Origin of the sequence: Porphyromonas levii DSM 23370, assembly GCF_000379925.1 — a bacterium.
Classification (GTDB): domain Bacteria; phylum Bacteroidota; class Bacteroidia; order Bacteroidales; family Porphyromonadaceae; genus Porphyromonas_A; species Porphyromonas_A levii.
The window spans coordinates 13,548-37,765 of sequence record NZ_KB904240.1 but is presented as its reverse complement, the minus strand read 5'-3'; the positions used below and the strand labels follow the sequence as shown (position 1 = coordinate 37,765).

Annotated in this window: 20 protein-coding genes and 1 pseudogene; 5 read left to right on the top strand and 16 right to left on the bottom strand. The window is 45.2% G+C overall.

The window, feature by feature from the left end:
• Together A3GG_RS0103660 and A3GG_RS0103655 are read right to left on the bottom strand one after the other, a co-directional pair.
• Window positions 1–316: LysM peptidoglycan-binding domain-containing protein (locus A3GG_RS0103660; protein WP_026215596.1), on the bottom strand; the 316-nt coding region annotated here is incomplete at its 3' end.
• Window positions 317–760: 444 nt separating this feature from the next.
• On the bottom strand, window positions 761–1,906 hold the full coding sequence (locus A3GG_RS0103655; protein WP_018357568.1) for a TlpA disulfide reductase family protein: 1,146 nt from the start codon (window positions 1,904–1,906) through the stop codon (window positions 761–763).
• Window positions 1,907–2,073: 167 nt separating this feature from the next.
• Here A3GG_RS0103655 and A3GG_RS0103650 point away from each other — a divergent pair, with 167 nt between their 5' ends.
• The gene (locus A3GG_RS0103650; protein ID WP_018357567.1) at window positions 2,074–4,275 is read left to right on the top strand and encodes a RelA/SpoT family protein; all 2,202 of its coding nucleotides are present in this window, start codon (window positions 2,074–2,076) and stop codon (window positions 4,273–4,275) included.
• A gap of 127 nt (window positions 4,276–4,402) precedes the next feature.
• On the opposite strand, the gene A3GG_RS0103645 is transcribed toward A3GG_RS0103650, so the two are convergent.
• Complete coding sequence (locus A3GG_RS0103645) at window positions 4,403–6,397, bottom strand: Ig-like domain-containing domain (protein WP_156808637.1); 1,995 nt, start codon at window positions 6,395–6,397, stop codon at window positions 4,403–4,405.
• A gap of 123 nt (window positions 6,398–6,520) precedes the next feature.
• On the opposite strand from A3GG_RS0103645, the pseudogene A3GG_RS0103640 reads away from it, so the two are divergent.
• Window positions 6,521–6,754, top strand: a pseudogene (locus A3GG_RS0103640) (ACT domain-containing protein); the annotation flags it as partial.
• Here the strand turns inward: A3GG_RS0103640 and A3GG_RS0103635 are convergent.
• The 3 genes from A3GG_RS0103635 to A3GG_RS0103625 all read right to left on the bottom strand — a co-directional run bounded on the left by A3GG_RS0103635 (window position 6,738) and on the right by A3GG_RS0103625 (window position 10,903).
• Window positions 6,738–7,361, bottom strand: a complete 624-nt coding sequence (locus A3GG_RS0103635) for a PH domain-containing protein (protein WP_345908490.1) — start codon at window positions 7,359–7,361, stop codon at window positions 6,738–6,740. The pseudogene A3GG_RS0103640 and the gene A3GG_RS0103635 overlap by 17 nt on opposite strands.
• Window positions 7,362–7,539: 178 nt before the next feature.
• On the bottom strand, window positions 7,540–8,085 hold the full coding sequence (locus tag A3GG_RS12770) for a PH domain-containing protein (RefSeq protein ID WP_018357963.1): 546 nt from the start codon (window positions 8,083–8,085) through the stop codon (window positions 7,540–7,542).
• 154 nt (window positions 8,086–8,239) lie between these two features.
• Window positions 8,240–10,903: a valine--tRNA ligase gene (locus tag A3GG_RS0103625; protein ID WP_018357962.1), complete on the bottom strand. Its 2,664-nt coding sequence runs from the start codon at window positions 10,901–10,903 to the stop codon at window positions 8,240–8,242.
• Between the two features lie 453 nt (window positions 10,904–11,356).
• Here A3GG_RS0103625 and A3GG_RS0103620 point away from each other — a divergent pair, with 453 nt between their 5' ends.
• The 3 genes from A3GG_RS0103620 to A3GG_RS0103610 are packed head-to-tail and all read left to right on the top strand — an operon-like array spanning window position 11,357 to window position 13,387.
• Window positions 11,357–11,965: a MarC family protein gene (locus A3GG_RS0103620; RefSeq protein WP_018357961.1), complete on the top strand. Its 609-nt coding sequence runs from the start codon at window positions 11,357–11,359 to the stop codon at window positions 11,963–11,965.
• Entirely contained in the window at window positions 11,965–13,104 is a 1,140-nt protein-coding gene (gene recF / locus A3GG_RS0103615) for a DNA replication/repair protein RecF (RefSeq protein WP_018357960.1), read from the top strand. Before A3GG_RS0103620 ends, recF begins: the two co-directional genes overlap by 1 nt.
• The gene (locus A3GG_RS0103610) at window positions 13,085–13,387 is read left to right on the top strand and encodes a DciA family protein (RefSeq protein ID WP_018357959.1); all 303 of its coding nucleotides are present in this window, start codon (window positions 13,085–13,087) and stop codon (window positions 13,385–13,387) included. The genes recF and A3GG_RS0103610 overlap by 20 nt, the downstream gene beginning before the upstream one ends.
• Here A3GG_RS0103610 and A3GG_RS0103605 read toward each other — a convergent pair whose 3' ends face one another.
• The 10 genes from A3GG_RS0103605 to A3GG_RS0103560 all read right to left on the bottom strand — a co-directional run bounded on the left by A3GG_RS0103605 (window position 13,388) and on the right by A3GG_RS0103560 (window position 24,218).
• Window positions 13,388–13,954, bottom strand: coding sequence for a 5-formyltetrahydrofolate cyclo-ligase (locus A3GG_RS0103605; RefSeq protein WP_018357958.1), 567 nt, complete (start codon window positions 13,952–13,954; stop codon window positions 13,388–13,390).
• Window positions 13,951–15,615, bottom strand: a complete 1,665-nt coding sequence (locus A3GG_RS11755; protein WP_018357957.1) for a S41 family peptidase — start codon at window positions 15,613–15,615, stop codon at window positions 13,951–13,953. The genes A3GG_RS0103605 and A3GG_RS11755 overlap by 4 nt, the downstream gene beginning before the upstream one ends.
• Before the next feature lie 4 nt (window positions 15,616–15,619).
• Entirely contained in the window at window positions 15,620–16,048 is a 429-nt protein-coding gene (locus A3GG_RS0103595; protein WP_018357956.1) for a deoxycytidylate deaminase, read from the bottom strand.
• Between the two features lie 5 nt (window positions 16,049–16,053).
• Window positions 16,054–17,835, bottom strand: a complete 1,782-nt coding sequence (gene argS / locus A3GG_RS0103590) for an arginine--tRNA ligase (protein ID WP_026215594.1) — start codon at window positions 17,833–17,835, stop codon at window positions 16,054–16,056.
• A gap of 10 nt (window positions 17,836–17,845) precedes the next feature.
• On the bottom strand, window positions 17,846–18,196 hold the full coding sequence (panD, locus tag A3GG_RS0103585; RefSeq protein WP_018357954.1) for an aspartate 1-decarboxylase: 351 nt from the start codon (window positions 18,194–18,196) through the stop codon (window positions 17,846–17,848).
• A gap of 147 nt (window positions 18,197–18,343) precedes the next feature.
• Entirely contained in the window at window positions 18,344–19,099 is a 756-nt protein-coding gene (locus tag A3GG_RS0103580) for a succinate dehydrogenase/fumarate reductase iron-sulfur subunit (protein WP_018357953.1), read from the bottom strand.
• Window positions 19,100–19,130: 31 nt separating this feature from the next.
• Window positions 19,131–21,071, bottom strand: a complete 1,941-nt coding sequence (locus A3GG_RS0103575) for a fumarate reductase/succinate dehydrogenase flavoprotein subunit (protein ID WP_018357952.1) — start codon at window positions 21,069–21,071, stop codon at window positions 19,131–19,133.
• Window positions 21,072–21,094: 23 nt separating this feature from the next.
• A complete protein-coding gene (locus A3GG_RS0103570) occupies window positions 21,095–21,802 on the bottom strand; it encodes a succinate dehydrogenase (protein ID WP_026215593.1) in 708 nt (235 codons plus the stop codon).
• Window positions 21,803–22,577: 775 nt separating this feature from the next.
• The gene (locus tag A3GG_RS0103565) at window positions 22,578–23,423 is read right to left on the bottom strand and encodes a 3-hydroxybutyryl-CoA dehydrogenase (RefSeq protein WP_018357950.1); all 846 of its coding nucleotides are present in this window, start codon (window positions 23,421–23,423) and stop codon (window positions 22,578–22,580) included.
• 30 nt (window positions 23,424–23,453) lie between these two features.
• Entirely contained in the window at window positions 23,454–24,218 is a 765-nt protein-coding gene (locus A3GG_RS0103560) for an enoyl-CoA hydratase-related protein (protein WP_018357949.1), read from the bottom strand.

Here is a 24,218-nt window from a genome sequence, read left to right as displayed (position 1 = left end):
TATCTGCATTACTAATAGAACTATTCGCTGCCAGTAATGCATTGGGTGAAATCCCATATTTCCTTGAAATAGAGTAAAGCGTTTCGCCCGCTCCTACCTTGTGGTAGGTAGGTCCTGAGGTCGCTTCTTTAGCAGTTTTAGTGCCCGGAAGCTTGATTTCTTCCCCAATCTTTATCCCATTTTTAGCCTCTGGATTGAGCCTGATGAGTTCATCCACAGCTACGCCGTATTGGCGGCTAATCGCATAGAGTGTTTCTCCAGCCACTACAGTATGGCTTCTCGTAGACTGCTGAGCAAACACAAGCGTTGAGCTCATAAATAACCCTACTACGATTAGTAATCCCCAAAGTATACTTCTGCGCAATATCATAATTCCCAATTTAATTGCATTTTAATATAATCGCAAAGATAACAATTTAGTACCATCTGGCAAGGCTTTAGCACGTCTCAAGCATTTCTCTCTCTAGGTCGCGACAATATTTACTCTAGCTATTTGCATTAGTCTCTCCCGCGAGGGACTCGAGTCTCTCGCGGGAAAAACTCCAGTCCCTCTGGGGAGGGACTCTCTCTACTCTAGGGAGTAGCTCTTGAAAATAGTGATACCATAGGAGTATTGTATGCAGACCTATCTCCTCCCTAGCGTGAGAAGAAAGTAACGAAGCTGTACCCTAACCTAGAAAAGAATCGAGACGGCTATGCTCTGTTGAGCATAGCCGTCTCGATTATATGTAACACTATTCCCTATTCCTTGGGATGCATATTACTTATTGAGCTCGTCGAGCTTAGCCTTGATTTCGGTAACATCGTGCGTACGTACGATGATCTCGCCTTCTGGAGAGAAGAGGATGAAAGTAGGTACACCTATTACGCCATAGGTCTCAGCACCCATACTTTGGTTCTTGCCATCAATACGATTGCCGTCTTGGAAGGTAGGCCAAGTGATCTTGAGTTTCTTTACAGCATTGGCATAAGCCGTACCATCCTCATCGCGCTCCCAGATAGCGATGCTAGCCGAAGAGAGTATCTTAGCATATTGTTTCTCTATCTGAGCTAAGACAGGCATAGACTTTTGGCAAGGACCACACCATGATGCGAAGAAGTCGAGTAGGAAGTACTTACCTTCAGTACGGAATTCACTAAGCATCTTGGTCTCGCCTGCTGGGTTGGTCATCTGATAGTCGACAAACTGCTTCCCCACAGCGGTGTTTGCAGCTGCCACACTAGTCTTGTAGAATGTAGCTAGAGACTTCTCTGCCTTGAGGCTTTCTGGAGCCTGATCGTAGAGAGCAATGAACTCCTCTGGCTCTATTGAGCGACGCATATTTCTGAGTGCTGCAATCTGCACACTCGCATTGGTAGCCTCTGAGAAATACTTCTTATTGATTTTCGTTGCTTCCGTATCCATGATAGTATAGATAGAGTCAATCTGCGCTTCTTGCTCCTTCGTGAGGGTACTATCTGGTGTTAAGATGTTCTCGGCAATTGACTCTATATCATTAGTATACCTTGTTTCTACGTCATTCAACTCGTCATAGAGGTTTTGTAGCTTCATAAATGCGCTGTTCTCAGCACCGCTACGGATGATACTTGTTTCGTCACTAATGGAGTCGGTTGTGATAGTAAAAGTATACTCCCCAGCCTCACGAGCGAAAAGCAGAGGTGTGTCCATCAGCTTTACTACATTGACAATTGAGTCATTGGCTGGCGATACGAAGGTAAACGAACCATTTTCTATCAGTGCGGAGTCCACGACCTCATTGGTTACATCGTAAATATAGGCGTAGGTACCATTAGCTTCGGCGGGCAGGCCTGTGGCTGTCACCTTGAACTCTGGCGCCTTTTCTGTTGTAGAACAAGCGCCCAATAAGAGTGCCATAGAGGCAGTAGCTGTTATAAACTTCTTCATGTTTAATCTTCTATTAGTTAAAAGTGAAATACTCAATTGGATATTTTTCCATATTTGAAATGATGATGCAAAGGTATAGAAAACTATAGTGACTACTGGTATTTTGAAAGGAATATTTGTATCTTGCTCTACTTTTATATCGTACCAGTGGTATAAAATGAGTTTTTATGAAGAAGTATACTGATTTAGATCAATATTCGACAATAGAGCAGCTTATAGTTCGTCTCGATGCTTTACCCCATAATGTCTCTGAAAAAGAGTGGTATAGGGTAAAGGAAATACTACAGAAGTACCTGAAGGAGCGCCCTGATCTTAAGGATCAGTTTGGGATACATCCCCTAGCTCGGCGACTATTGACGGCGACCACCCTTGTAGATGAGATGGGAATAGGAGGTACGCCTATCATGGCCGTACTCCTACAATTACCCTTGCGGGATGGTGTTGTAAAGCAAGAGGAGTTGAAGGGTTTCCTGAGTGAGGATGTGCTCTACTTATTGCGCTTGATGCAAAAGGTGACCGATTTGTATGCCAAGAATGCTGTGGTTACTTCGGACAACTTTAGCCACTTCTTACTATCTTTCGCTGAGGATGTGCGTGTTATCCTTATCTTGATTTCCGAGCGACTGGTGCAGCTTCGCCTTGCTGGTGATTATCTTTCAGAGGATCTACAGTTGGATCTCAGTATGGAGGCTTCCTTCCTCTATGCCCCTCTGGCGCACCGTATGGGGCTGTACAATATCAAGGGTGAGATGGAGGACTTTTGCCTCAAGTATACGGATAGGGAGATATATAATTTTATTAAAGACAAGCTGGCTGCTACCAAGAAGACACGCGATACTTATATTGCTTCTTTTATCGATCCAGTTAAGAAGGCTTTGGAGGAGTCGGGACTAATGTTTACGATAAAGGGAAGAACGAAGTCTATCTCCTCTATCCGTAATAAGCTAGTGAAGCAAAAGATAGAGTTCGAGGCTATTTATGACCTATTCGCTATACGTGTCATTATCGATGCACCACTAGAGGAGGAAAGAAGCCAGTGCTGGAAGGCATACTCTATCATCACAGATATGTACCAACCCAATCCTAAGCGGATGAAGGATTGGTTATCTATCCCAAAGTCTAATGGTTACGAAAGTCTGCATATCACGGTATTGGGACCCCAACAGAAGTGGGTAGAGGTGCAGATTCGTACCGAACGTATGGACGAGATAGCGGAGAAGGGTCTCGCTGCACACTGGAGATACAAGGGGGTGAAGAGCGAGAGTGGACTGGATGAGTTTATGACCACGGTTCGCAGGACGCTAGAGAATAAGTCTGCTACCAGCGAAGAGGTGATGCAGGAGTTTAGGATGAATCTCTATGATGAGGAGATATATGTCTTTACACCCAAGGGGGACTTAGTAAAGTTGCCCAAAGGTGCTTCTATCCTCGACTTCGCCTATGCTATACACTCGGGGATTGGCGAGAAGACAGTCTCTGCTCAGGTCAATGGTCGCAATGTAAGCATCCGACAGCAATTACAGAATGGTGATACCGTTTCTATAAATACCTCTGCCAATCAGACACCTAAGCAGGATTGGTTGAGGTATGTGATAACGAGCAAGGCGAGAAATAAGATTAAGCAATGGCTGAGGATAGAGTCTGAAAAGTCTATTCAGCTAGTGCGTGAGGAGCTCAACCGCCGTCTGCGTAATCGGAAGCTGGAGTACGATGAGGCTGTATTCACCAAGCTCGTAAGGCGTAAGGGGTACAAGGCAACAAGTCACTTCTTCCTCGCAATTCAGAATAAGCAGACAGACCTAGATACGTTCCTCGATGAGTATAAACTGGCATTTCAGGAACCTGAGCAGGCTGAGGAGCGCCATATTTCGGCAGATAAGTTTGTCTCTAGTACTCTGCCTGAGAAGATTATTGCTGAGGAGACAGAGGATATCCTAACGATAGATAATAACCTATCGGGCATCGATTATCAGCTTGCTAAGTGTTGTAATCCTATATATGGCGATAAGATATTTGCCTTTACTTCCCGAAGCGGTATCCGAATTCATAGAATGAATTGCCCCAATGCTCCTGATTTATTCAATAGATTCGGTTATCGTATCCTCAAGGCTAGGTGGAAAGGTGATACCTCTCGAGGGAGTGAGGTTGTGCTGAGGGTAATTGGGCATGATGATCTTAGCGTGGTCAATGCTGTCGTTAGTCAGGTGGGGACTGAGAAGGAACTTACGCTCCGTAGCTATAATATACAGAGCGCAGATGGACTCTTCCAAGCTACGCTGCATATATATATAAAGGAAGCTTCTCGCCTCAATCCTTTACTAAAGTCCTTACGTACGCTCCCAGGGATTAAGAGTGTAGAGAGGGTGTAATACCTCTCGAGAATGAGGAGTGCACTTTTTCACTGCCCTGCATATAGCACAACCGCTACCAGAGCTTGATATGCTCAATGGTAGCGGTTGTGGTTATTATGCGGTGTCGGGACTACTGATGGCTAGACTACATTCGTCCTCCGCCCATCATGTCGTTCATGCCTCCTAGTCCACCCATGCCGCCCATATCACCTAAGCCACCCATGCCTTGGTTATTACCTTGGCGTTGTCTGCGGAGTTGTTCCTCACGCTCTTTATTGCGATCCTTTTTCTCCTTAGCCTTGGGCTTATTCTTAATCAACTCTTCGGGCTTCTGTTTATCTATCTTGGTAGCAAGAGGAGATAGCGTCTCCTTTACATCCCAGTTCGCCATTACTTCAATAATCTTCGGCATGTAGTAGACCATCTCTGGCTGGATAGAGTCGCGGTAGTTGCCTGCATCCCACTTGCCATTATTATTGCTGTCCACGATGAGTCGGAAACCATACTTCTCAGGCTTAATATCTTTGAAGTGTAAGGTCGGCTTATCGGAGTATACTACTCTTAGCACAGCATCTTGGGTAGAGAGGAGTTCGCCAATAAATGGTCCCTCAACGCCATCTACCGTGATGGAGAGCTGAGAAAAAGCGTCTTTCGCTTTCGTCTTGAACGCATCTACCACCGTCTCATCGAGCATGTGCCCATACACATCGGTAAACTTAGCACTGTCGGCATACAGCTCATAGCTCGTGTCGTACGATAGCTTCGCCTCTATCATTCCCACGGTAGTACGCCCAGGGAGTAGATAGATAGAGTCTATGGTTACCGGCTTGAGGATGGAGTCCTGCGCATTGAATAGCTCAAAGGCCTTAAATGCCTCAGGAGTGATAGGCAGAGAGCTATAGAAGAGCAGGCTATCACTGGTCCCACCTTCCCCTTTATGCTCGAAGCGAAGCGTAAGCGGGCTCTTCGGCTTCGCAATACTGTCATTAGTCTCCTTCAGTCTCCCCTTGTCTTCTATCGGCTTAGGGGCAGATGGGCGGAGCGTGAGAGAGTCATGCACCATGATAGGTAGCTCTAGGGAGTCTACCGAAGTATAAGAGACTTCAAACTCCTTATACCTCTTCCATGTAGGGTCCGTAAAGTAGACCATTACCTCCTTCTTCTCTCTATTGATATCGAGAACTGGTGTACTGCCGCCTTGCACAGCAAGGGAGTCGATAGGGCGTACCTTGATTTTGCCTTCGGGTATGGCACTGAACACAAGTCTTAGTTGCATAGAGTCGGGGCGCTCGCGCTTGCTAATAAATCTACGCTTTGCTTCTGGCACGTAATAGAGCAGCACGATATCATCCGGCAGGTAGCGTGTATATGCCACTGTCTTTATCGTGTCTATGGTAAGACTATCCACCCAAGTCGTATCTTGCCGAGTAGCTGCCATTGCGCTTGTAGTGATAAGCTCATTGAGGAATGCTACCCCATCTGTAGGCATATCGTGGCGATAGTTGCCATCGCTCTCTTTCAGAGCATACACTCTGTAGCTCCCTTGCTTCATGTTTCGCATTACAAACTGTGCACGGTCTCCAGTCCTACTCATGCGGCTGAAGGTCGTATCTGTAAAAGCGTTCCAGCCCGCAGACTCTGGGTGCACACCTACAAGTAAGCTCTGCATGGGTTCGTGGTTACGAATGTTAATCACTCGACCACTGATCTCCATGGTGTCTATTTCATTGCCCGTGGAGAAGGCATACGAGAAGTTCTCCAGTGGATTACCCTCGTTGTTATCCACAATAGCATCGGTAAAGTCTATGGAGTAAGTCGTATTTGGGATAAGATCGTCTTCCAGTTCCACCGTTACCTTCTTGCCCACAGCTACTATCTTAGGCTGAGTAATCTGGGGAGGAGAGATGATTACCTTATTGGCTATATCCTGGATTTGTATATACTCGTCGAAGGTGAGTACGAAGCGTTTCTTGCTTACATTTAGTGCCCTATCTTCGGGAGAACTACTGACGAGCTTTGGTGGTGTCACATCGTAAGGTCCGCCATCAGGCGCTACTCGATTGGCACATCCATATAGAATCCCTACAAGTAGGAATGGTATCATTATTGGGGCGAGTAATCGCCCATTGATTCTTTTCATACAGAACTATATATATTGAGTAGCAAAATTAGCCAAAATCGAAGCAATCAGCAACCTATTGCCTATATGTTCAGAAATAGGTACATTTGCTTCGCATTGTATAATAATAACAATGGAAAGACAATGGATAATAAAGAGCAAAACAACAAAGAACTAATCCTTGCCATCTTTAGTGGTAAGGATAGACCTGGTATTTCGGCAGCGATTACCGAAACGCTAGCAAAGCATGATGTGACCATCCTTGATATTGGTCAGAGTGATACGCACAACCACCTTACACTTGGTGTTCTTTTCGCTGCTGAGTCATCTATCAGCGGCACGATTCTAAAGGAATTGCTCTTCAAAGCCAATGAGCTATATAATTAGGATAAAAATCGAGCGTTAATCCCCAATATTTTACCCATACGAATACGCACCAAATCAGTAGTCCAATCACATACCCTAGCACCAGGAGTATCGGAATGACCAAAAGGTTGGTATGCTCTATGATAGATTGGGAGTTTGCTTCTAAATAGTCCGTAGTAAGCCTTATAACTTTCTCAGAATTGGGCATCTGAGCATACAGATAAGCGAGCACACTACCAATTAGCACCATGCCCCTTAAGTGATTCTGAACCAAAGCTGCACGCAACAGTTCCAAGGGGTTCATACGATAACTCCACAGTGGTTTGTCTATCCCCCTACTCTCTTTCGGCACCTCGGATTCTCCTTCTTCGACCACTAGATGAGATAGGTTAGTCCAATCCTCCTCGCTAAGTATAAACTCCAGCTCTGCTTTTTTCTCCGCTACGGTATCGAAGACTACGCCAACCATATCTACTATCTGGTAGATAAAGTTTCTGCGTGTGCGCATCGCATGGATGTGATTTAGAGGAAAACTCTCTTCCTTTTTATTCAATAACCCTGAGGTACATACGAGTTTGCCACCTCTTATCCACAGTCTTGTGGTAAAATATTTCACCATTGCTAACCCTACAAAGAGTATAGCAATAGCAATAAGTGCGACTACTGAAATAAGCTGGAACTTACCTTTGCCATTGATGAATACGACGAACAATAGTGCCCACATAATCTTTATGCAGCGCCAAATGCTTTTTACGACAAGCACCAAAAGGGCTTCCCAGCCCATTCGAGTAGGTTCTCTAAAGTCCCTCATGCGCCATCTGTCGTAGTAAATAGCTACGCATTGTCTCTGCCTTATCTTTAGTAAGGCCAGGAATTGTCAGTGCCACACCGCCCTGCGAGCCATCAGCGATTTTTATACTATATAGACCAAGCCAGCGCTCGAAAAGAGATTGTTTCACGGTCACTTGCTGAATTCTGCTTACTGGCATCGTGGTAGTCCTTCGGAAGAAGAGTCCTTTCCGGAAGGTTAGATCCTTTTCCCGAAATGCATAACCACGTACGGCATAGGCTCTCTTGAGCCAAAGCATTGCCCCACTCCACCAAAGAAGCATTACCCCAATGGGTATCAATAGCGCCCAAAGAGACGCTCTAAGAGGCTCTACAAGCACCCAAACCACGATATAAATAAGCAGAGGAATAAGCATCCATAGCGATACCTCCAACCTCATCTGCGTGATATACTTAGGCAAAAGAGCAGTCAGCTCCAGCTCATCTACGCTAGGTAGAGAGCTGAAGCTGACTGCCTCATTCCGATAATCCTCGGGTATGTGATAACTGTTCATATCATTGTAATTCGTACCTGTAAAGGTCGTGTATGGCAAAAGTATAGAATTAGTCACAATAAGCCCCAAAAAATTAGTCGACTAATTTTCAGAATCAGTCGACTAATTTTGGCGAAAGTGACGACTGTTTATTTACCTTTCCAAAACCACCAGTTCAGTTTTTCTTTTCCTGAAGATGGGGTGCCTCTTGGTATGCGGTAGCTAAGCGGGCTCTAACTGCAGCAAGTTTCTCCTCTGCATCGTGCTCCTTCTTACGCTCCATTGCCACCACTTGCTCAGGAGCATTCGCCACGAACTTCTCGTTGGAGAGCTTTGCACGTACACCTTTGAGGAACTTCTCGTAGTGTACCTCCTCGCCCTTCAGCTTCTCAATCTCAGCAGCGATATCTACAAGCCCGGTAAATGGCACACCAAATTGAGTTGTTTCCACATTAAAGATAGCCATATCGGCACTCTCCGCTGACTTCTCTTCATGGAATACCGAGATATTCGCGAGCTTAGTAATCACTGCCTTAGCACTATCACTTAGTTTAGTCTCTGAGAATAGCTCTAGCTCTTCCTTTGGAGAGACGCCCTTCTGAGCGCGTAAGTTGCGGATATTAGTGATAATCTCACGAGAGAAGTCCATCGACTTGATAATCTCTTCACTAAACTCTTGCTGCTTTCGTAGCTGGCTTACCATAATGCTCTCCCCTTCCTTGCGCTCTCGTACAGCTTGCCATAACTCTTCCGATATAAAAGGCATAAATGGGTGTACCAATTGCATTAATTGCTCAAAGAAAGTGTTGGTTGCTTCGATAGTTGCACGGTCGATTGGTTCTCCATATCCGGGCTTAATCAATTCGAGAAAAGTCCCCGAGAAGTCATCGCGAATGAGTTTGTACATCAATAGTGTAGCATCATTGATGCGGTACTTCTTGAAGTGATCCGTTAGAATTGCTTCCTGCTTCCTTAGTAAGTGCTCGAACCACTCAATCGCTGCCTTCTGAGCACCATTCTGCTCGGCTGTATCACTTATCTCCCAACCCTGGATTAAGCGGAAGGAGTTCCATATCTTATTATTGAAGTTGCGCCCTTGCTCTACTAGGCTCTCGTCGAATAGGATGTCGTTACCAGCCGAAGCCGCAGTCATCAATCCCATGCGTACGCCATCGGCACCATACTGCTCAATTAGCTTGAGTGGGTCTGGGCTATTGCCGAGCGATTTACTCATCTTACGGCGTAGGCTATCACGGACAATACCTGTGAGGAATACGTTCTTGAATGGGAAAGTCCCTCTATACTCGTAGCCTGCAATAATCATCCTAGCTACCCAGAAGAATAAGATATCAGGCCCTGTTACGAGGTCTGAAGTAGGGAAGTAGTAGTTTAGCTCGGCATTATCCTTGTCCATAGGGTTGCCAAATACAGAGATTGGCCAGAGCCAAGAGCTAAACCATGTGTCTAATGTATCTGGGTCTTGACTAAGGTCGTTGAGTGTCAGAGACGGATTTCCTGTGATCTTCTTAGCTTCTTCAAGCGCAATCTCGGCAGTCTCACCTATCACGATACTACCATCCTCTAAGAAGTAGGCAGGAATGCGGTGCCCCCAGTATAGCTGGCGAGAGATATTCCAGTCTCTAACGTTCTCCATCCAAGAGGCATAAACTCCCTTGAAACGGTCAGGAACGAGTTGCACCTCGTTACTCATCACAGCTTCGTATGCTGGCTTAGAAAGTTCCTTCATCTTTAGGAACCACTGCATTGATAGCTTAGGCTCGATAGGCACATGGGTACGCTCCGAGAGCCCCACCTTATTGGTATAGTCTTCGATTTTCTCAATCAGACCTAGCGTCTCTAGCTCTTTCACAAAGGCATTGCGCACCTCCATACGATCTTGCCCCTCATACTTACCGCCGTGTGCGTTGAGCGTGCCATCGTCGTTGAATACATCTATCTCTGGCAGATTATACTTTTGACCAAGCATATAGTCGTTCACATCGTGGCTTGGGGTTACCTTCAGGCACCCAGTACCAAACTCCCTATCTACATATTCATCCGTAATAATAGGGATAATTCTATTCACCCCAGGCACGACAACCTCCCTACCCTTTAACCACTGATAGCGTTCATCCTCGGGATGGATGCAGACTGCGGTATCACCAAATATCGTCTCGGGACGAGTGGTAGCCACCACAATATACTTACCCTCCTCACCCTTTACGAAGTAGCGAACATAATACAGCTTACCATGCTGCTCCTCATAGATAATCTCTTCGTCAGAGATAGCCGTCTTTGCTTTAGGATCCCAGTTAATCATGCGTACTCCACGATATATCAAACCTTTACGATAAAGGTCGCAGAATACATCAATCACCGCATCGCTTCGCTTCTCATCCATAGTGAAAGCGAGCCTATCCCAGTCACAAGACGCACCTACCTTCTTGAGCTGCTCCACTATGATGCCGCCATGCTCGTGCGTCCAATCCCATACATGCTTTAAGAACTCCTCACGGCTTAGGTCACTCTTCTTAATCCCTTGCTTTGCCAAACGCTCTACTACTTTTGCTTCAGTAGCAATCGAAGCATGGTCAGTCCCAGGCATCCAACAAGCATTGTAGCCAGTCATCCTAGCCCTACGAATGAGGATATCTTGTATCGTGTTATTGAGCATGTGCCCCATGTGTAGCACGCCGGTCACATTGGGTGGCGGCATGATTATGGTATACGGCTGCCTATGGTCGGGCTTAGAGGCGAATAGTTTATGCTCTTGCCAATAAGCATACCACTTATCTTCCACTTCACTTGGGTCGTATTTAGCGCTCAATTCTCTGCTCATAATCACAATATATAGTTAATTTTAATGGCTACAAAGGTACCATTTTTTCTGCAGTCTTAATATATCGAGTTATCCGATAATAGTCAACCTTATGGCGAGTAGGATCAATCCGCTCATATAGGATTATCGGGGGCTAACGTATAATATTATTGCGGATTAGAGCGAATTTGGCTAACTTTGCAGCGTAAAAAAGGATGCAGGAGTGTCCCGTCATGTATTCTAACTAAGCAATTGTAAGTACTCGAAATCTTGCCATAGTGAAGAAGGTACTTGTAGAAACTTGAAGCAATCTGATAACTTTTAGAGTCCATTGTGCCAATTCCTCCATCTTTATTAATAAGTGAAGCCCTTCTCTGGGATTGGAGGTAGTGCTTCAACTCCTACCTAAGGATTGAGAAAAAAATAGTAATTTTGTGCATTTAATAATAGACAAGCAAGTTAGACGAACAAATCATGGATTGGTTAATTGGTGTATTTCAGGGTATTAACTTTACGGAGATAGGCAAGGTCTTCTCCAGCCTTTTTGTGGTAATCGATATCATCGGTGCTATCCCTATTATTATCAACCTCAAGCAGTCGGGACAAAAGATAGAGCCTTTCAAGACGGTTCTATTCTCGACATTCATTCTTCTCGCTTTCCTATTCTTTGGAGAGCTAGTACTTAGCTTCCTGGGAGTAACTAGGCAGAGCTTTGCTGCTGGTGGTGCGATTATTCTCTTCCTACTAGCAGTGGAGATGATATTCGGAGTAGAGATATTTAGGAACGATGCACCTGGTGGTTCTAGTACGCTTGTCCCTTTGGTATTTCCATTGATAGCAGGAGCAGCATCATTTACTACTCTATTGACATTCACCTCTACGGCTGCGATGATCAATATTGTGATTGCTACCCTCATGAATATGGTGGTTGTCTACTTCGTACTCCGGAATATCAGTTTCGTGGAGCGTATCTTTGGTCAGGGAGGTATCTATGTGCTCCGAAAGTTCTTCGGTGCTGTCCTTATGGCCATCTCTGTAAATATTTTCATTGAGAATATCTCGAAGATTGTATTTGGTATCTAATGATACTTAAGCACCTTTCGCTCACTAATTATAAGAATATTGAGCTTGCCCATCTTAGCTTTTCCGATAAGTTCAACTGCGTTATCGGAGCAAATGGAATGGGCAAGACCAATCTGCTTGATAGCATCTATTATCTCTCGTTTACGCGGAGTAATCAGTACCTTCCCGACTCCATGATTATCCGTCATGGAGAGGGTATGGCAATTATTTCGGGAGAGTATGAGGTAAATGGAGATCAGGAACAGGTGTTCTTTGGGCTACAACAGGGACGAAATAAGACTCTGAAGCGCAATAAAAAGGAATATACCCGAATGGCTGACCATGTAGGGCTATTTCCTCTCGTGATGATAGCCCCGAGTGATATAGATTTAATTAAGGGAGGGAGTACGGAGCGAAGGAGCTTTATGGATCAATTCCTTTGTCAAGAGTCGCGTGAGTACATGACTATTGCAAAGAATTATAAGTCTCTCGTAGAGCATCGTAATAAGATGCTAAAGCAAGAGATGGGGCTAGATTTATCTTTATTGGATGTAGTGAATCAGCAGATGTCCATAGAAGCTGAGCGGATATCTAGGTTTCGAGAGGAGTGGATAGAAAGGATTACTCCTCTATTCCATCATTACTACAATACGATTACGGGAGGAAATGAGTCAGTGCACTTACGCTATCTCTTTTCTATTGACAAGCAACCTCCTGTAGCGGATGACTTCCTACAAGTTTGGCAGAGTAGCTTGCAAGGGGATTTAGCTTGTGGGTTCACAAGGATTGGGCCGCACAGGGACGATATTGAGATGCTCATCGGTGATTATCTTATCCGTAAGATCGGTTCTCAGGGACAGAATAAGAGCTATATGATAGCACTAAAGCTCGCTCAGTACAACCTATTGTGCCAACTTTATCCCCACAATCTCCCTATCCTACTTTTAGATGATGTGTTTGATAAACTAGATGAAAGGCGGGTAGAACGTATTGTAGACCTCTTGAGCGGTGACCAGTTTGGGCAGATATTTATGAGTGATACCAATAGGAAATATCTGAATAAGATTCTCCAAAGACAGCCTAAGGGATCGTATAGTATTTTCAGTGCCTACAATGGTACTTTTACTGATATTACGGACAATGAGGCACTACAAAACTGAAAAGATAGGGTCACTCCTTCAGAAAAAACGCTACGAACTAGATGTGCTTAAACTAGTGAAGCAATATAAGGAGTTATCCACAGCTTGGGCGAATATCCCCGACCCAACACTCCAAAAGATCAAAGTAAACCATCAGATTACACAAGACAATACCTTACAAATAGTTTGTCCCTCCTCTGTCGCACTTACGTACGTACGACAGAGAAGGGACATAATAGAATCATCTCTCAGGGGATTTATGTCCGCTCACCTGATTAAATCCCTTGAGATTATTATCAAGTGACTAAAAGACATAACTACTCTGCTCTGTAAGTAGCATATCCATACTTTGGTCAAACGGATCCATAGGGAGTTCTTCTGTCATTACCTGTAGGTGGTAAGCAATAGCTATCTTTTGCCTAATGGCTTCTGGATACCTTTGGAAGTATCTATCGTAATAGCCACGTCCACGCCCTACTCTACCGCCAAATGTGTCAAAAGCTACGCCTGGCACAATCATCACTTCTGGCACTAGTGCTTGGCTAATATCATCGGAGGGCTCTTTTATTCCCAAGCTTGATAGATCATACGTATCAATATTTCCAAGTCTATAGAAGTTTATCGTTGTATCGTCTTCTACCCTAGGTACTAGTATCGTATGCTTGCCTTGCTCTACAAGTAGATGAATAAGGTGCGATGTATCTACTTCATCGGGCATGCTCAAGAATAATGCTACCTTAGTGGCTGGCATACTCTTCAGCACATCAAAAGCCTTTTCCGAGACTACCCTAGATATTTCTACTCTCTCGTCCAGTGTAATCTGCTTTTTACGCTCTCTTACTATCTTCCTTACTTCCTTCTTTTCCATCATTGTGCTATTAACAAAGAATCTGGTACATTCTTGACTTCTTTAGGAATAGCAAGCGGTGAATAGACCCTCTGCGAGAAAAGTAACTCGGCTCTCTTTATCATAGGGTCGTCAAGGCTTCTAACCTTCCAAGAGCTATCCTGACCATATAGATAGTCAACCACGAGAGGGAATAGTATACTATTGAGTTGTTTCTGCGACTGTGCAATCTGGTAGTTACGTGGGACAACGCCCTTCTTCTGTGCATATTTAGCTAATTGCCATACCAATCCCTGGTTGTCCAAGAATCTATATACCTCTTCCAGACTACCAATACGCGATAGCAAGTTGCGGTACTTATCTGCATACACAAATGAGAACTCGTGCACCAATCCTTTATTCAGCACCTCCGCATAATAGCTGGTCATACCAAGGGTATCCCGTGGGACAAAAATGTCGGGCATGATACCCCCACCACCGTGGACTGAACGCCCTGCTTTTGTCTTATAAAGTAGGTTGGGATTCAGCTTGACACTATCGGCTGAGAACATCTCGCCACCCATCACTCTATCAATCCAATCGTGTGTATAAGCCTCGTCACCCCCTAGTTTATAATCTCTTTGGATAGATCTGCCAGAGGCGGTATGGTATCGAGCAATCGTTAGGTGTACTGATGAACCATCATAATACTCGAAAGGCTTCTGCATAAGCCCCTTTCCGAAACTTCTACGACCGATTAAGACAGCAATATCATTATCCTGTAGCGCACCACTGACAATCTCAGAAGAAGATGCCGATAGCTCGTTTAGGAGGACGTATATAGGGAATCCAATCAAAGTACCAGTGCCATCGCTGTAAACGTCGCTACGCTTCTTGTGCGCTCCCTCAGTATAGATAATAAGACTTCCCTCGGGGAGCATTTCATTCGCTATAAGTAGAGCCGGCTGTACCAAGCCACCTGGGTTATCTCTGAGGTCTAAAATTAGTCCCTTCGCACCGCTATTGCGAAGCTTAGCCACCGACTGCATAAAGTCGTCATGGGTAGAGACCGAGAAGCCTTTGAGCCTAACGAAACCGAGAGAGTCATTAACCATAAAGGTAGCATCCACATTGCTCGTGTTAACTACCCCACGCTTCACTTGTACCTCGGTGATTTCGGAGGTGTTGTAGGGACGAACGCCTAAGGTAACGATACTGCCTTTCTTGCCTTTCAGTAGAGAGCGAATAGAATCAGGAGAAAAAGTATTGCCCGTAGTGTTCTTACCATCTATTGTTACAATGCGATCGCCAGGCTTCAGACCCGCAATATCAGAAGGTCCATTAGGAACTGTTTGAATCACCACTGCAGTATCAAGAATCGTATTGAACGATATGCCCACTCCATAAAAGAAACCATCAAGATTCTCCTGCTCGGCAGCACGTTCCTCGGCAGTAAGATAGGTAGAGTGTGGATCAAGCTGACTAATAAGAGTCGGGATGAGCTGTGCTACCAATGCATCTACATCGACACTATCCACATAGCTCTCATCAATCATCTGTAGTGTTGCCTTAAGCTTGTCCATAGGCGTTACAGATCGTAGGAGAGGATTCTTCAGGCTCTGCCGCTGCCCAAAGAAATACCCACCAATCAGCGCCAATACAAATAATAAGGCGACTAAGATACCATGTACTACCTTTTTACCCATCTCTCTATTTCTCCTTGATTGGTAAATAATCCACCACAATACCTGCTTGCTTGAGGAGGTCTAGCCCCTCAGTTAGGCGATAACTCTCAGAGTATACCACCCGTTTGATACCCGCTTGTATAATTAGTTTAGAGCATTCCAAGCAAGGTGCATGCGTCACATATATGGTTGCGCCCGAGCTATTGTTGTTACTCGCTGCTACCTTAGTAATCGCATTGGCTTCGGCATGAAGTACGTAAGGATACGTCTTATTATCCTGATCTTCACAACAATTTTCAAATCCTGATGGCGTACCATTGTATCCATCAGAGATAATCATTTTGTCCTTCACAATTAGCGCACCTACTTGCAATCTATTGCAGTAAGAGTTCTCCGCCCATATCTCAGCCATCCGAAGATAGCGACGATCAATTGCCACTTGCTTGTCCTCCATGACGCTTACATTCTCTCTGGCATTTCAATACCAAGCAGCCCAACGGCTTTCCTCAATACTTCACTTGTAAGATAAGCTAGAAGTAGACGGTGACGCTTAACTGCTTCATCGGCTTCGTTAAGTATTGAATGGTCGTGATAGAATTGGTTAAACTCCTTACCTAGGTCGTAGGCATAGTTTGCCAATGCACCTGGGTTAAGCTCATTGCCTGCTTGCTTTACAACACTACCAAATTCATTAAGTCGCTTTACTAGAGCTATCTCTTTGCCTTCCATCACAATGTTTCCCTTGGCACTTAGGAAATCAATGCCCTCGGCCTTTCTCAGGATACTCTGGATACGCGCATAAGTATACTGGATAAATGGTCCTGTATTACCATTAAAGTCAATAGACTCCTTAGGGTCGAAGAGCATATTTTTACGAGGCTCCACCTTTAGAAGGAAATATTTCAATGCGCCAAGCCCAACACGACGTGCCATCTCTCGGCGTTCTTCCTCGCTCATTTCTACTGCCCTACCCTGCCCCTCAGAGGCTTCGAGAGCCGTCTCGACCATCTTATCCATAAGGTCGTCTGCATCTACTACAGTACCTTCACGGCTCTTCATTTTCCCTTCAGGTAGCTCAACCATACCATAAGAGAAGTGCTTGAGATCTTTTCCAAAAGAATACCCCAGTTTATCGAGGATGATAGAGAGTACCTGGAAGTGGTAATCTTGCTCATTCCCTACTACGTAAATCATCTGGTCTATCGGATAATCTTGGAAACGAAGCTTTGCTGTACCGATATCCTGTGTGATATACACGGAAGTACCATCGGCACGAAGCAGAATTTTACGGTCATATCCCTCTGAAGTCAGATCAGCCCATACGGAACCATCCTCATCCTTTACGAAAATCCCTTCTTGTAGTCCACGGAGTACCTCATCTCTACCAACCAAGTAGGTAGCACTCTCGTAGTAAATCTTATCAAAGTCTACACCTAGGCGCTTATACGTCTCATCAAAACCAGCATACACCCAGCTATTCATCATCTTCCACATGGAGCGAATCTCCTCGTCACCCTGCTCCCACTTCTTGAGCATGGCGCGTGCCTCTTGCATGAGTGTACTCTGCTTCTCGGCTTCCTCAGTAGATAGACCCTTAGCCTCAAGCTCCTTTAGCTCTGCTTTGTAGTGCTTATCAAAAAGTACATAGAAGTCCCCAATTAGATGATCGCCTTTCAAGCCAGTGCTTTCAGGAGTTGCACCCTCACCCCATTTCTTCCAAGCCAACATAGACTTACAGATATGAATACCTCGGTCATTTACTATGTTGGTCTTGACTACCCGTTTGCCATTCGCCTCCAAAATCTTGGAGATGCTATAACCGAGCAGATTATTGCGGATATGCCCTAAGTGTAGTGGCTTATTGGTATTTGGAGAGGAATACTCAACCATATATAAGGGCGCATCACTAGCAGGCGTCTCTATGCCATACCCTTCGGTCTCTTTCATTTCCCATAGCTGATCCACGAAGAACGTCCCTTGTAGTTCAATATTGAGAAATCCCTTAACCACATTAAATTCCTTTACAAGAGTAGGATAATCTCTTACCAATGCTTCTCCAATCTCCGTGGCTGTTGCTTCTGGGCTCTTGCGACTTTGCTTCAGGAATGGGAACACTACAAAAGTATAATCTCCAACAAACTCCTTTTTTGTAGTCGTCACAGATAAATCTACACACGTCACGCCATACAGATGATTTAGCACTGATGCCAAAGCCTCTGATACTTTAGTTTCTATATTCAAGTACTTCATCTTATCCTAGTTTGTTTGTTTCGGAATTTGGGAAAATGACAATGGGTTGGTGCACCTTTGCCTCCTCCTCACTCATCATTGCGTAGGATATGATCAACACAATGTCATCAGGCTGGAAATGTCTTGCTGCAGCGCCATTGAGACAAATGGTGCCGCTTCCGCGCTCTCCTTCAATAACATAAGTTTCTATCCTCGCTCCATTGTTATTATTAACTACTTGTACCTTTTCATTGGGCAGTATATGAGCTGCCTCCATAAGATCCACGTCAATCGTGATGCTTCCCACATAGTTGAGGTTGGCATCAGTGACCCGTACACGGTGGATCTTTGACTTCATCATATTCAATAGCATAGCTTACTCTTTGCTGTCTAGTATATTCTCTCTACTATAACTTGACAAAGATAGCTAAATTTAAGCGATAGACACCTAAAATAGAAAGAAAAAGACAGCTACGCAAGTCCTGCACAGCTGTCTTTTTCTTTCTATCAATACCGAGTATTAGTCCTTGATCTTTGCCTTGATAAACTCACGGTTCATGCGAGCAATGTTGGAGACAGAGATACCCTTAGGACACTCTAGTTCACAAGCGCGAGTATTCGTACAGTTACCAAACCCTAGCTCATCCATCTTAGCCACCATTGCCTTAGCACGCTTTGCAGCCTCGGGACGTCCCTGTGGGAGTAGTGCGAACTGGCTCACCTTAGCACCAACGAAGAGCATTGCCGAACCATTCTTACAAGCTGCGACACAAGCGCCGCACCCAATACAAGAAGCTGCATCGATAGCCATCTCTGCCACGTCGTGTGCGATTGGAATTACGTTGCCATCAGGAGCGCTACCAGTATTCACACTCACGAAACCACCTGCCTGCTGAATCTTATCGAATGCAGTACGGTCTACCATAAGGTCACGAATCACAGGGAAACCTGCAGAGCGCCATGGTTCGATGGTAATGGTATCACCATCGTTAAACGAACGCATGTGCAATTGGCAAGTAGTCACTAGTGAGTCTGGTCCGTGAGGGTGTCCATTGATATATAGTGAACACATACCACAGATACCCTCGCGACAATCGTGGTCGAATGCGATAGGCTCCTTACGCTCGTGGATCAGCTGATTATTCAGCACGTCCATCATCTCAAGAAAAGAGCTACCCTGAGAGATGTTCTTCAGGTCGTAGGTCTCAAAGTGCCCTTTCTCTTTAGCACTCCTCTGCCTCCAGACTCTGACCTTTATATTAATGTCTTTATCCATAACTTATCGTGTCTAATTTCAAAAGGGGTTATTAAGACTTATAATTTCTCTGAGCTCTAACTACAAACTCATAGTCAAGTGGTTCCTTGTGCATCACTGGCGCCTTGTCCTCGCCCTGGTACTCCCAGCAAGAGACATAAGAGAAGTTTTCATCGTCACGAAGTGCCTCACCCTCTTCAGTTTGGTACTCAGTACGGAAGTGCCCTCCACAGGATTCCTTGCGGTCGAGAGCGTCATGAGCCATAAGCTCACCAATCTCAATAAAGTCTGCAAGGCGAAGCGCCTTCTCAAGCTCAATATTAAGATCCACAGCCTCACCTGGGATAAATACATCACTCCAGAACTCCTTCTTAACCTGACCTATGAGCTCAATAGCCTTCTTCAGACCAGCCTCATCACGACCCATACCTACATAGTCCCACATAATGGCACCTAACTTCTTGTGTAGGTCATCGACAGACTGCTTACCCTTAATGCTCATCAACTTATTGATACGATCCGTAATCTCTTTCTCTGCAGCATCGAACTCTGGGAGAGAGGTACTGAAACGTGGTACCTGAATCTGGTCAGATAGGTAGTTCTGTATGGTATAAGGGATGATAAAGTAACCATCGGCAAGACCCTGCATAAGTGCAGAAGCACCTAGACGGTTTGCGCCGTGGTCTGAGAAGTTAGCCTCACCAATCGCAAATAGTCCTGGAATGGTAGTCTGTAGCTCATAGTCTACCCAGATACCACCCATGGTGTAGTGGATAGCAGGGAAGATCATCATAGGGGTCTCGTATGGGTTATCAGCAGTAATCTTCTCATACATCTGGAAGAGGTTACCATAACGCTCTGCTACCACCTTGATACCTAGGCGCTGAATAGGCTCAGCGAAGTCTAGGTATACAGCATTACCTGTACCCACGCCATAGCCTGCATCGCAGCGCTCCTTAGCAGCACGTGATGCCACGTCACGAGGCACGAGGTTACCAAAGGCTGGGTACCTACGCTCTAGGTAGTAGTCACGATCCTCTTCCTTAATCTGAGTGGGCTTGAGCTTACCCGCACGGATAGCCTGAGCATCCTCTAGTTTCTTAGGTACCCAGATACGACCATCATTACGCAAAGACTCAGACATCAGAGTTAGCTTACTCTGGAAGTCGCCATGCTGTGGGATACAAGTAGGGTGGATCTGAGCCATACATGGGTTACCAAAGGCTGCGCCCTTCTTGTAGCACTGCCAAGCAGCTGAACCATTACACTCCATAGCGTTGGAGCTAAGGAAGAAGGTATTACCATAACCACCAGTAGCAATCACTACTGCATGCGCTGAATAACGCTCTAGCTTACCAGTGACTAGGTCACGTACAATGATACCCCTAGCACGACCATCAACCATCACGAGGTTGACCATCTCATGACGGGTATGAAGATTGACCTTGCCAAGACCTATCATGCGAGATAGTGACGAATAGGCTCCGAGTAGGAGCTGCTGACCTGTGATACCACGAGAGTAGAAGGTGCGAGATACCTGAGCACCACCGAAAGAACGGTTGGCAAGTGTACCACCATACTCACGCGCAAAAGGCACTCCCTGTGCCACACACTGATCGATAATAGCATTGGAGACCTCGGCTAGGCGATAAACGTTGGCCTCACGAGCTCGATAGTCTCCACCCTTAATCGTATCATAAAACAGACGACCCACAGAGTCACCATCATTCTGATAGTTCTTTGCAGCATTTACACCGCCCTGTGCAGCGATTGAGTGTGCACGACGTGGAGAATCTTGAATACAGAAGCTATCAACATGAAAGCCCAACTCTGCAAGAGTAGCAGCAGCAGAAGCACCAGCAAGTCCTGTACCCACCACAATAACATCAAGCCTACGCTTATTAGCTGGGTTCACCAACTTCTGGGTAGCCTTATAGTTAGTCCACTTATCTGCTAGTGGACCTTTTGGTATTTTGGCATCTAACTTTATCATAATCTCTTAAAGCTCTTTAGTAATTAAATGGTAGCAACTGCCTCGGTAGCATGCTGACCAAGTGTCCAGATAGTACCAACAGTCTCGGGGAATAGGTAGAAGGCAACAGCTGTGCAAGCAAACATCAAGCAGATGATTGTAGCCACTACCACTCCTACAATGTGCAGACGCTTGTACCAAATAGTATTGCTCCAACCCAAGGTCTGGAATGCACTCCAGAAACCGTGCGTAAGGTGATACCAAATAGCCACAAACCATACAACGTATAGCGCTACCACGATAGGATTGGAGAACTGCATCAAAATCAGTTCAAAACCATTCTCAGGAGCTACGCCTGACCACTCTCGCAACTGCATCTTTGCCCAGAAGTGGGTAAGGTGCCATGCAATCCCGAAGAAGACAATAAGCCCAAGAACAAACATATTCTTAGAAGCCCACTGCACACCTGTCTTGCCAGTCTTGTCGTACTTATCATTACCACGAGCCTTTTGGTTCTGTAAGGTAAGCATTACGGCATAGATTACGTGAACAATCACACCAAGTGCCAGCACAGGCACCATAAACTGCACGATTGCATTCGTGCCAAGAAAACCAGTGATCATGTCGTAGCCAGACTTCGAGAATACCGCTACTAGATTCATGGTTGCATGAAACAGTAGGAAGATAATCAAGAAGAGTCCAGATAGACTCATCACTACTTTCCTGCCAATTGAGGATTTAGTTAACCACATAAAAACAGAGTTGAAATTCTTTAAAGTAGGTATTGTTATTACTTATCTTGTACAAAGATAGGCTATTATCAGAACACCACCAAGGAATTCGCCTATGAATTACGATTTATTTCTCTAATCACCATTTTTAGGTATCTATAGCTGGGATAATTTTCAAATACCTCGTAACATAGTCCTCAAATAGTTGTCGATTTATGACATAGAGGCACAATGGTAAGTGAAATTAGCTGGAAGTATCCCTTCAATCATTGATAGTTGTATGATCTTTATTTGACTTACGGATTGGATTGTGCCCTATCGATGGCAGCTAATGGAATATATAACAGATGATGTCGAGCTAGAGTAAGCCAACTATAATATACGTCGTGAAGAAAGTCTCTCTGGGGAGAGACTCGAGTCCCTCTGGGGAGAAACTGGAGTCCCTCTGGGGAGAAACTGGAGTCCCTCTGGGGAGAAACTGGAGTCCCTCTGGGGAGAAACTGCCGGGACTCAGTAGAAGAGGAGCGTATTATTGTCGTGAGAAAGAAGTTTACTCTAAGGAATAGGTTGGATATGGTTTGGAAATATTTCAAGATAGTAGCCCAATTAGAAGTATGAAGTAGGATACCTCATGTATCGCTCTTCACCTATCTATTCAATATACCCTCGACCTTTTCGTGAAGAACCCTCGACCTTTTCAACCAATACCCTCGACCTTTTTCGTTGGAAACCATGAGACAAAAAAAGAAGCCCTACTCAATTGACTTGAATAGGGCTACTCTTTTCTGTAATCCGATTACTTAGAATAGTCGTAGAAACCACGACCGGTCTTACGACCTAGTTGGTTCGCACGAACCATCTTGCGCAGGAGGGTATGTGGGCGGTACTTTGGATCGCCATACTCATTGAAGAGCACCTCCATGATTGCGAGACATACATCGAGCCCAATGAAGTCGCCCAATTGTAGTGGTCCCATAGGATGATTGGCTCCTAGCTTCATAGCAGTATCAATCTCCTCGACTGTAGCAATACCATCGGCATAAGCTCCTACAGCCTCGTTAATCATAGGGATAAGAATCCTATTAACCACAAAGCCTGGTGCTTCATTTACCTTCACAGCTACCTTATCGAGGTTTTGGCAAAGCTCCATTACTACATTGAGGGTCTCCTCGCTAGTTACCTGACCAGTGATTACCTCGACGAGCTTCATTACTGGTACTGGATTGAAGAAGTGCATACCAATAACCTTCTCTGGGCGCTTTGTAGCAGAAGCGAGCTCTGTAATAGAGAGTGAAGAGGTATTGGTAGCGATAATTGCTTCTGGCTTGAGGATAGAGCAAAGGTGAGCTAGGGTCTCTTTCTTCACCTCCATCTCCTCGCTTATCGCTTCGATAACAAGGTCTGCATCCTTGATATCCTCAAAGTCTGTGGTGATAGTAATCTGATTCAGAATATTCTGCATCTGATCGGCTGTCATCTTTTCTTTCTCTACTAGTCGATTTAGTCCCTTAGACATACGACCCATAGCGCGCTCTAGCGACTCAGTAGAGCGACCTTTCATCGTCACAGGAAGCCCTTTCTGAGCCATAGTCTGTACGATGCCAGCACCCATAGTGCCATTTCCTAATACTACTATCTTCATAACATGTGTGTGTTTATGAGCCCAAGAGGCTCAAAAGTTTGGTTTCCTTTTCTCTAAAAATGCCGCCATGCCTTCCTTTTGCTCGGAAGAGGCGAAAGCATTACTGAAAAGATAATTCTCAATAGCGATACCAGTGTCGATATCTGCTTGTAGCCCACGCTGGATGGCTTTCTTGGAAAGAGCAACAGCATGTGGCGACTTGGTAGAGATTTCCTCGGCAATAGACATAACGGTGGGCATCAATTGCTCTGCCTCAACAACCTGATTGACCAAGCCTATTCTTAGAGCTTCATCTGCCTTGATAGTTCGTGCGGTAAAGATGAGCTCGGAAGCGATACCAGCCCCTACCAGCCGAGGAAGGCGCTGTGTGCCACTAAATCCTGGAGGGATACCTAGCCCTACCTCAGGCTGTCCGAACTTCGCTTTGTCGGAAGCAATACGAATATCACAAGCCATGGCTAGCTCGCATCCTCCCCCTAGGGCAAAACCATTGACGGCAGCAATTACAGGGATATCAAGAAGCTCGAGCTTGCGAAATACCTTGGCACCCTGTGCGCCAAATGCTAGTGCCTGCTCTGCCGAGAAACTTGCCATCTCGCTGATATCTGCACCCGCAACAAAACTACGACCCTCTCCTGTGACGACTAATACTTTAGCATCGGGAAGATGATCAATAGCTTGCTCTAGCTCTGTAAGTACCTGAGTAGAGAGGGCATTGAGAGCTTCAGGACGATTGATGGTGAGGGTGCAAATAGCACCACTCACCTCAACCTTAATAGTCTTGAAGTCCGCCAT

What these genes read in the sequence shown, in the direction of transcription:
- A3GG_RS0103655 (WP_018357568.1), bottom strand. Translation starts at nt 1,906, where the DNA reads ATGAAGAAGTTTATAACAGCTACTGCCTCTATGGCACTCTTATTGGGC.
- A3GG_RS0103650 (WP_018357567.1), top strand. Translation starts at nt 2,074, where the DNA reads ATGAAGAAGTATACTGATTTAGATCAATATTCGACAATAGAGCAGCTT.
- A3GG_RS0103645 (WP_156808637.1), bottom strand. Translation starts at nt 6,397, where the DNA reads ATGAAAAGAATCAATGGGCGATTACTCGCCCCAATAATGATACCATTC.
- A3GG_RS0103635 (WP_345908490.1), bottom strand. Translation starts at nt 7,361, where the DNA reads ATGGTGAAATATTTTACCACAAGACTGTGGATAAGAGGTGGCAAACTC.
- A3GG_RS12770 (WP_018357963.1), bottom strand. Translation starts at nt 8,085, where the DNA reads ATGAACAGTTATCACATACCCGAGGATTATCGGAATGAGGCAGTCAGC.
- A3GG_RS0103625 (WP_018357962.1), bottom strand. Translation starts at nt 10,903, where the DNA reads ATGAGCAGAGAATTGAGCGCTAAATACGACCCAAGTGAAGTGGAAGAT.
- A3GG_RS0103620 (WP_018357961.1), top strand. Translation starts at nt 11,357, where the DNA reads ATGGATTGGTTAATTGGTGTATTTCAGGGTATTAACTTTACGGAGATA.
- recF (WP_018357960.1), top strand. Translation starts at nt 11,965, where the DNA reads ATGATACTTAAGCACCTTTCGCTCACTAATTATAAGAATATTGAGCTT.
- A3GG_RS0103610 (WP_018357959.1), top strand. Translation starts at nt 13,085, where the DNA reads ATGAGGCACTACAAAACTGAAAAGATAGGGTCACTCCTTCAGAAAAAA.
- A3GG_RS0103605 (WP_018357958.1), bottom strand. Translation starts at nt 13,954, where the DNA reads ATGATGGAAAAGAAGGAAGTAAGGAAGATAGTAAGAGAGCGTAAAAAG.
- A3GG_RS11755 (WP_018357957.1), bottom strand. Translation starts at nt 15,615, where the DNA reads ATGGGTAAAAAGGTAGTACATGGTATCTTAGTCGCCTTATTATTTGTA.
- A3GG_RS0103595 (WP_018357956.1), bottom strand. Translation starts at nt 16,048, where the DNA reads ATGGAGGACAAGCAAGTGGCAATTGATCGTCGCTATCTTCGGATGGCT.
- panD (WP_018357954.1), bottom strand. Translation starts at nt 18,196, where the DNA reads ATGCTATTGAATATGATGAAGTCAAAGATCCACCGTGTACGGGTCACT.
- A3GG_RS0103580 (WP_018357953.1), bottom strand. Translation starts at nt 19,099, where the DNA reads ATGGATAAAGACATTAATATAAAGGTCAGAGTCTGGAGGCAGAGGAGT.
- A3GG_RS0103575 (WP_018357952.1), bottom strand. Translation starts at nt 21,071, where the DNA reads ATGATAAAGTTAGATGCCAAAATACCAAAAGGTCCACTAGCAGATAAG.
- A3GG_RS0103570 (WP_026215593.1), bottom strand. Translation starts at nt 21,802, where the DNA reads ATGTGGTTAACTAAATCCTCAATTGGCAGGAAAGTAGTGATGAGTCTA.
- A3GG_RS0103565 (WP_018357950.1), bottom strand. Translation starts at nt 23,423, where the DNA reads ATGAAGATAGTAGTATTAGGAAATGGCACTATGGGTGCTGGCATCGTA.
- A3GG_RS0103560 (WP_018357949.1), bottom strand. Translation starts at nt 24,218, where the DNA reads ATGGCGGACTTCAAGACTATTAAGGTTGAGGTGAGTGGTGCTATTTGC.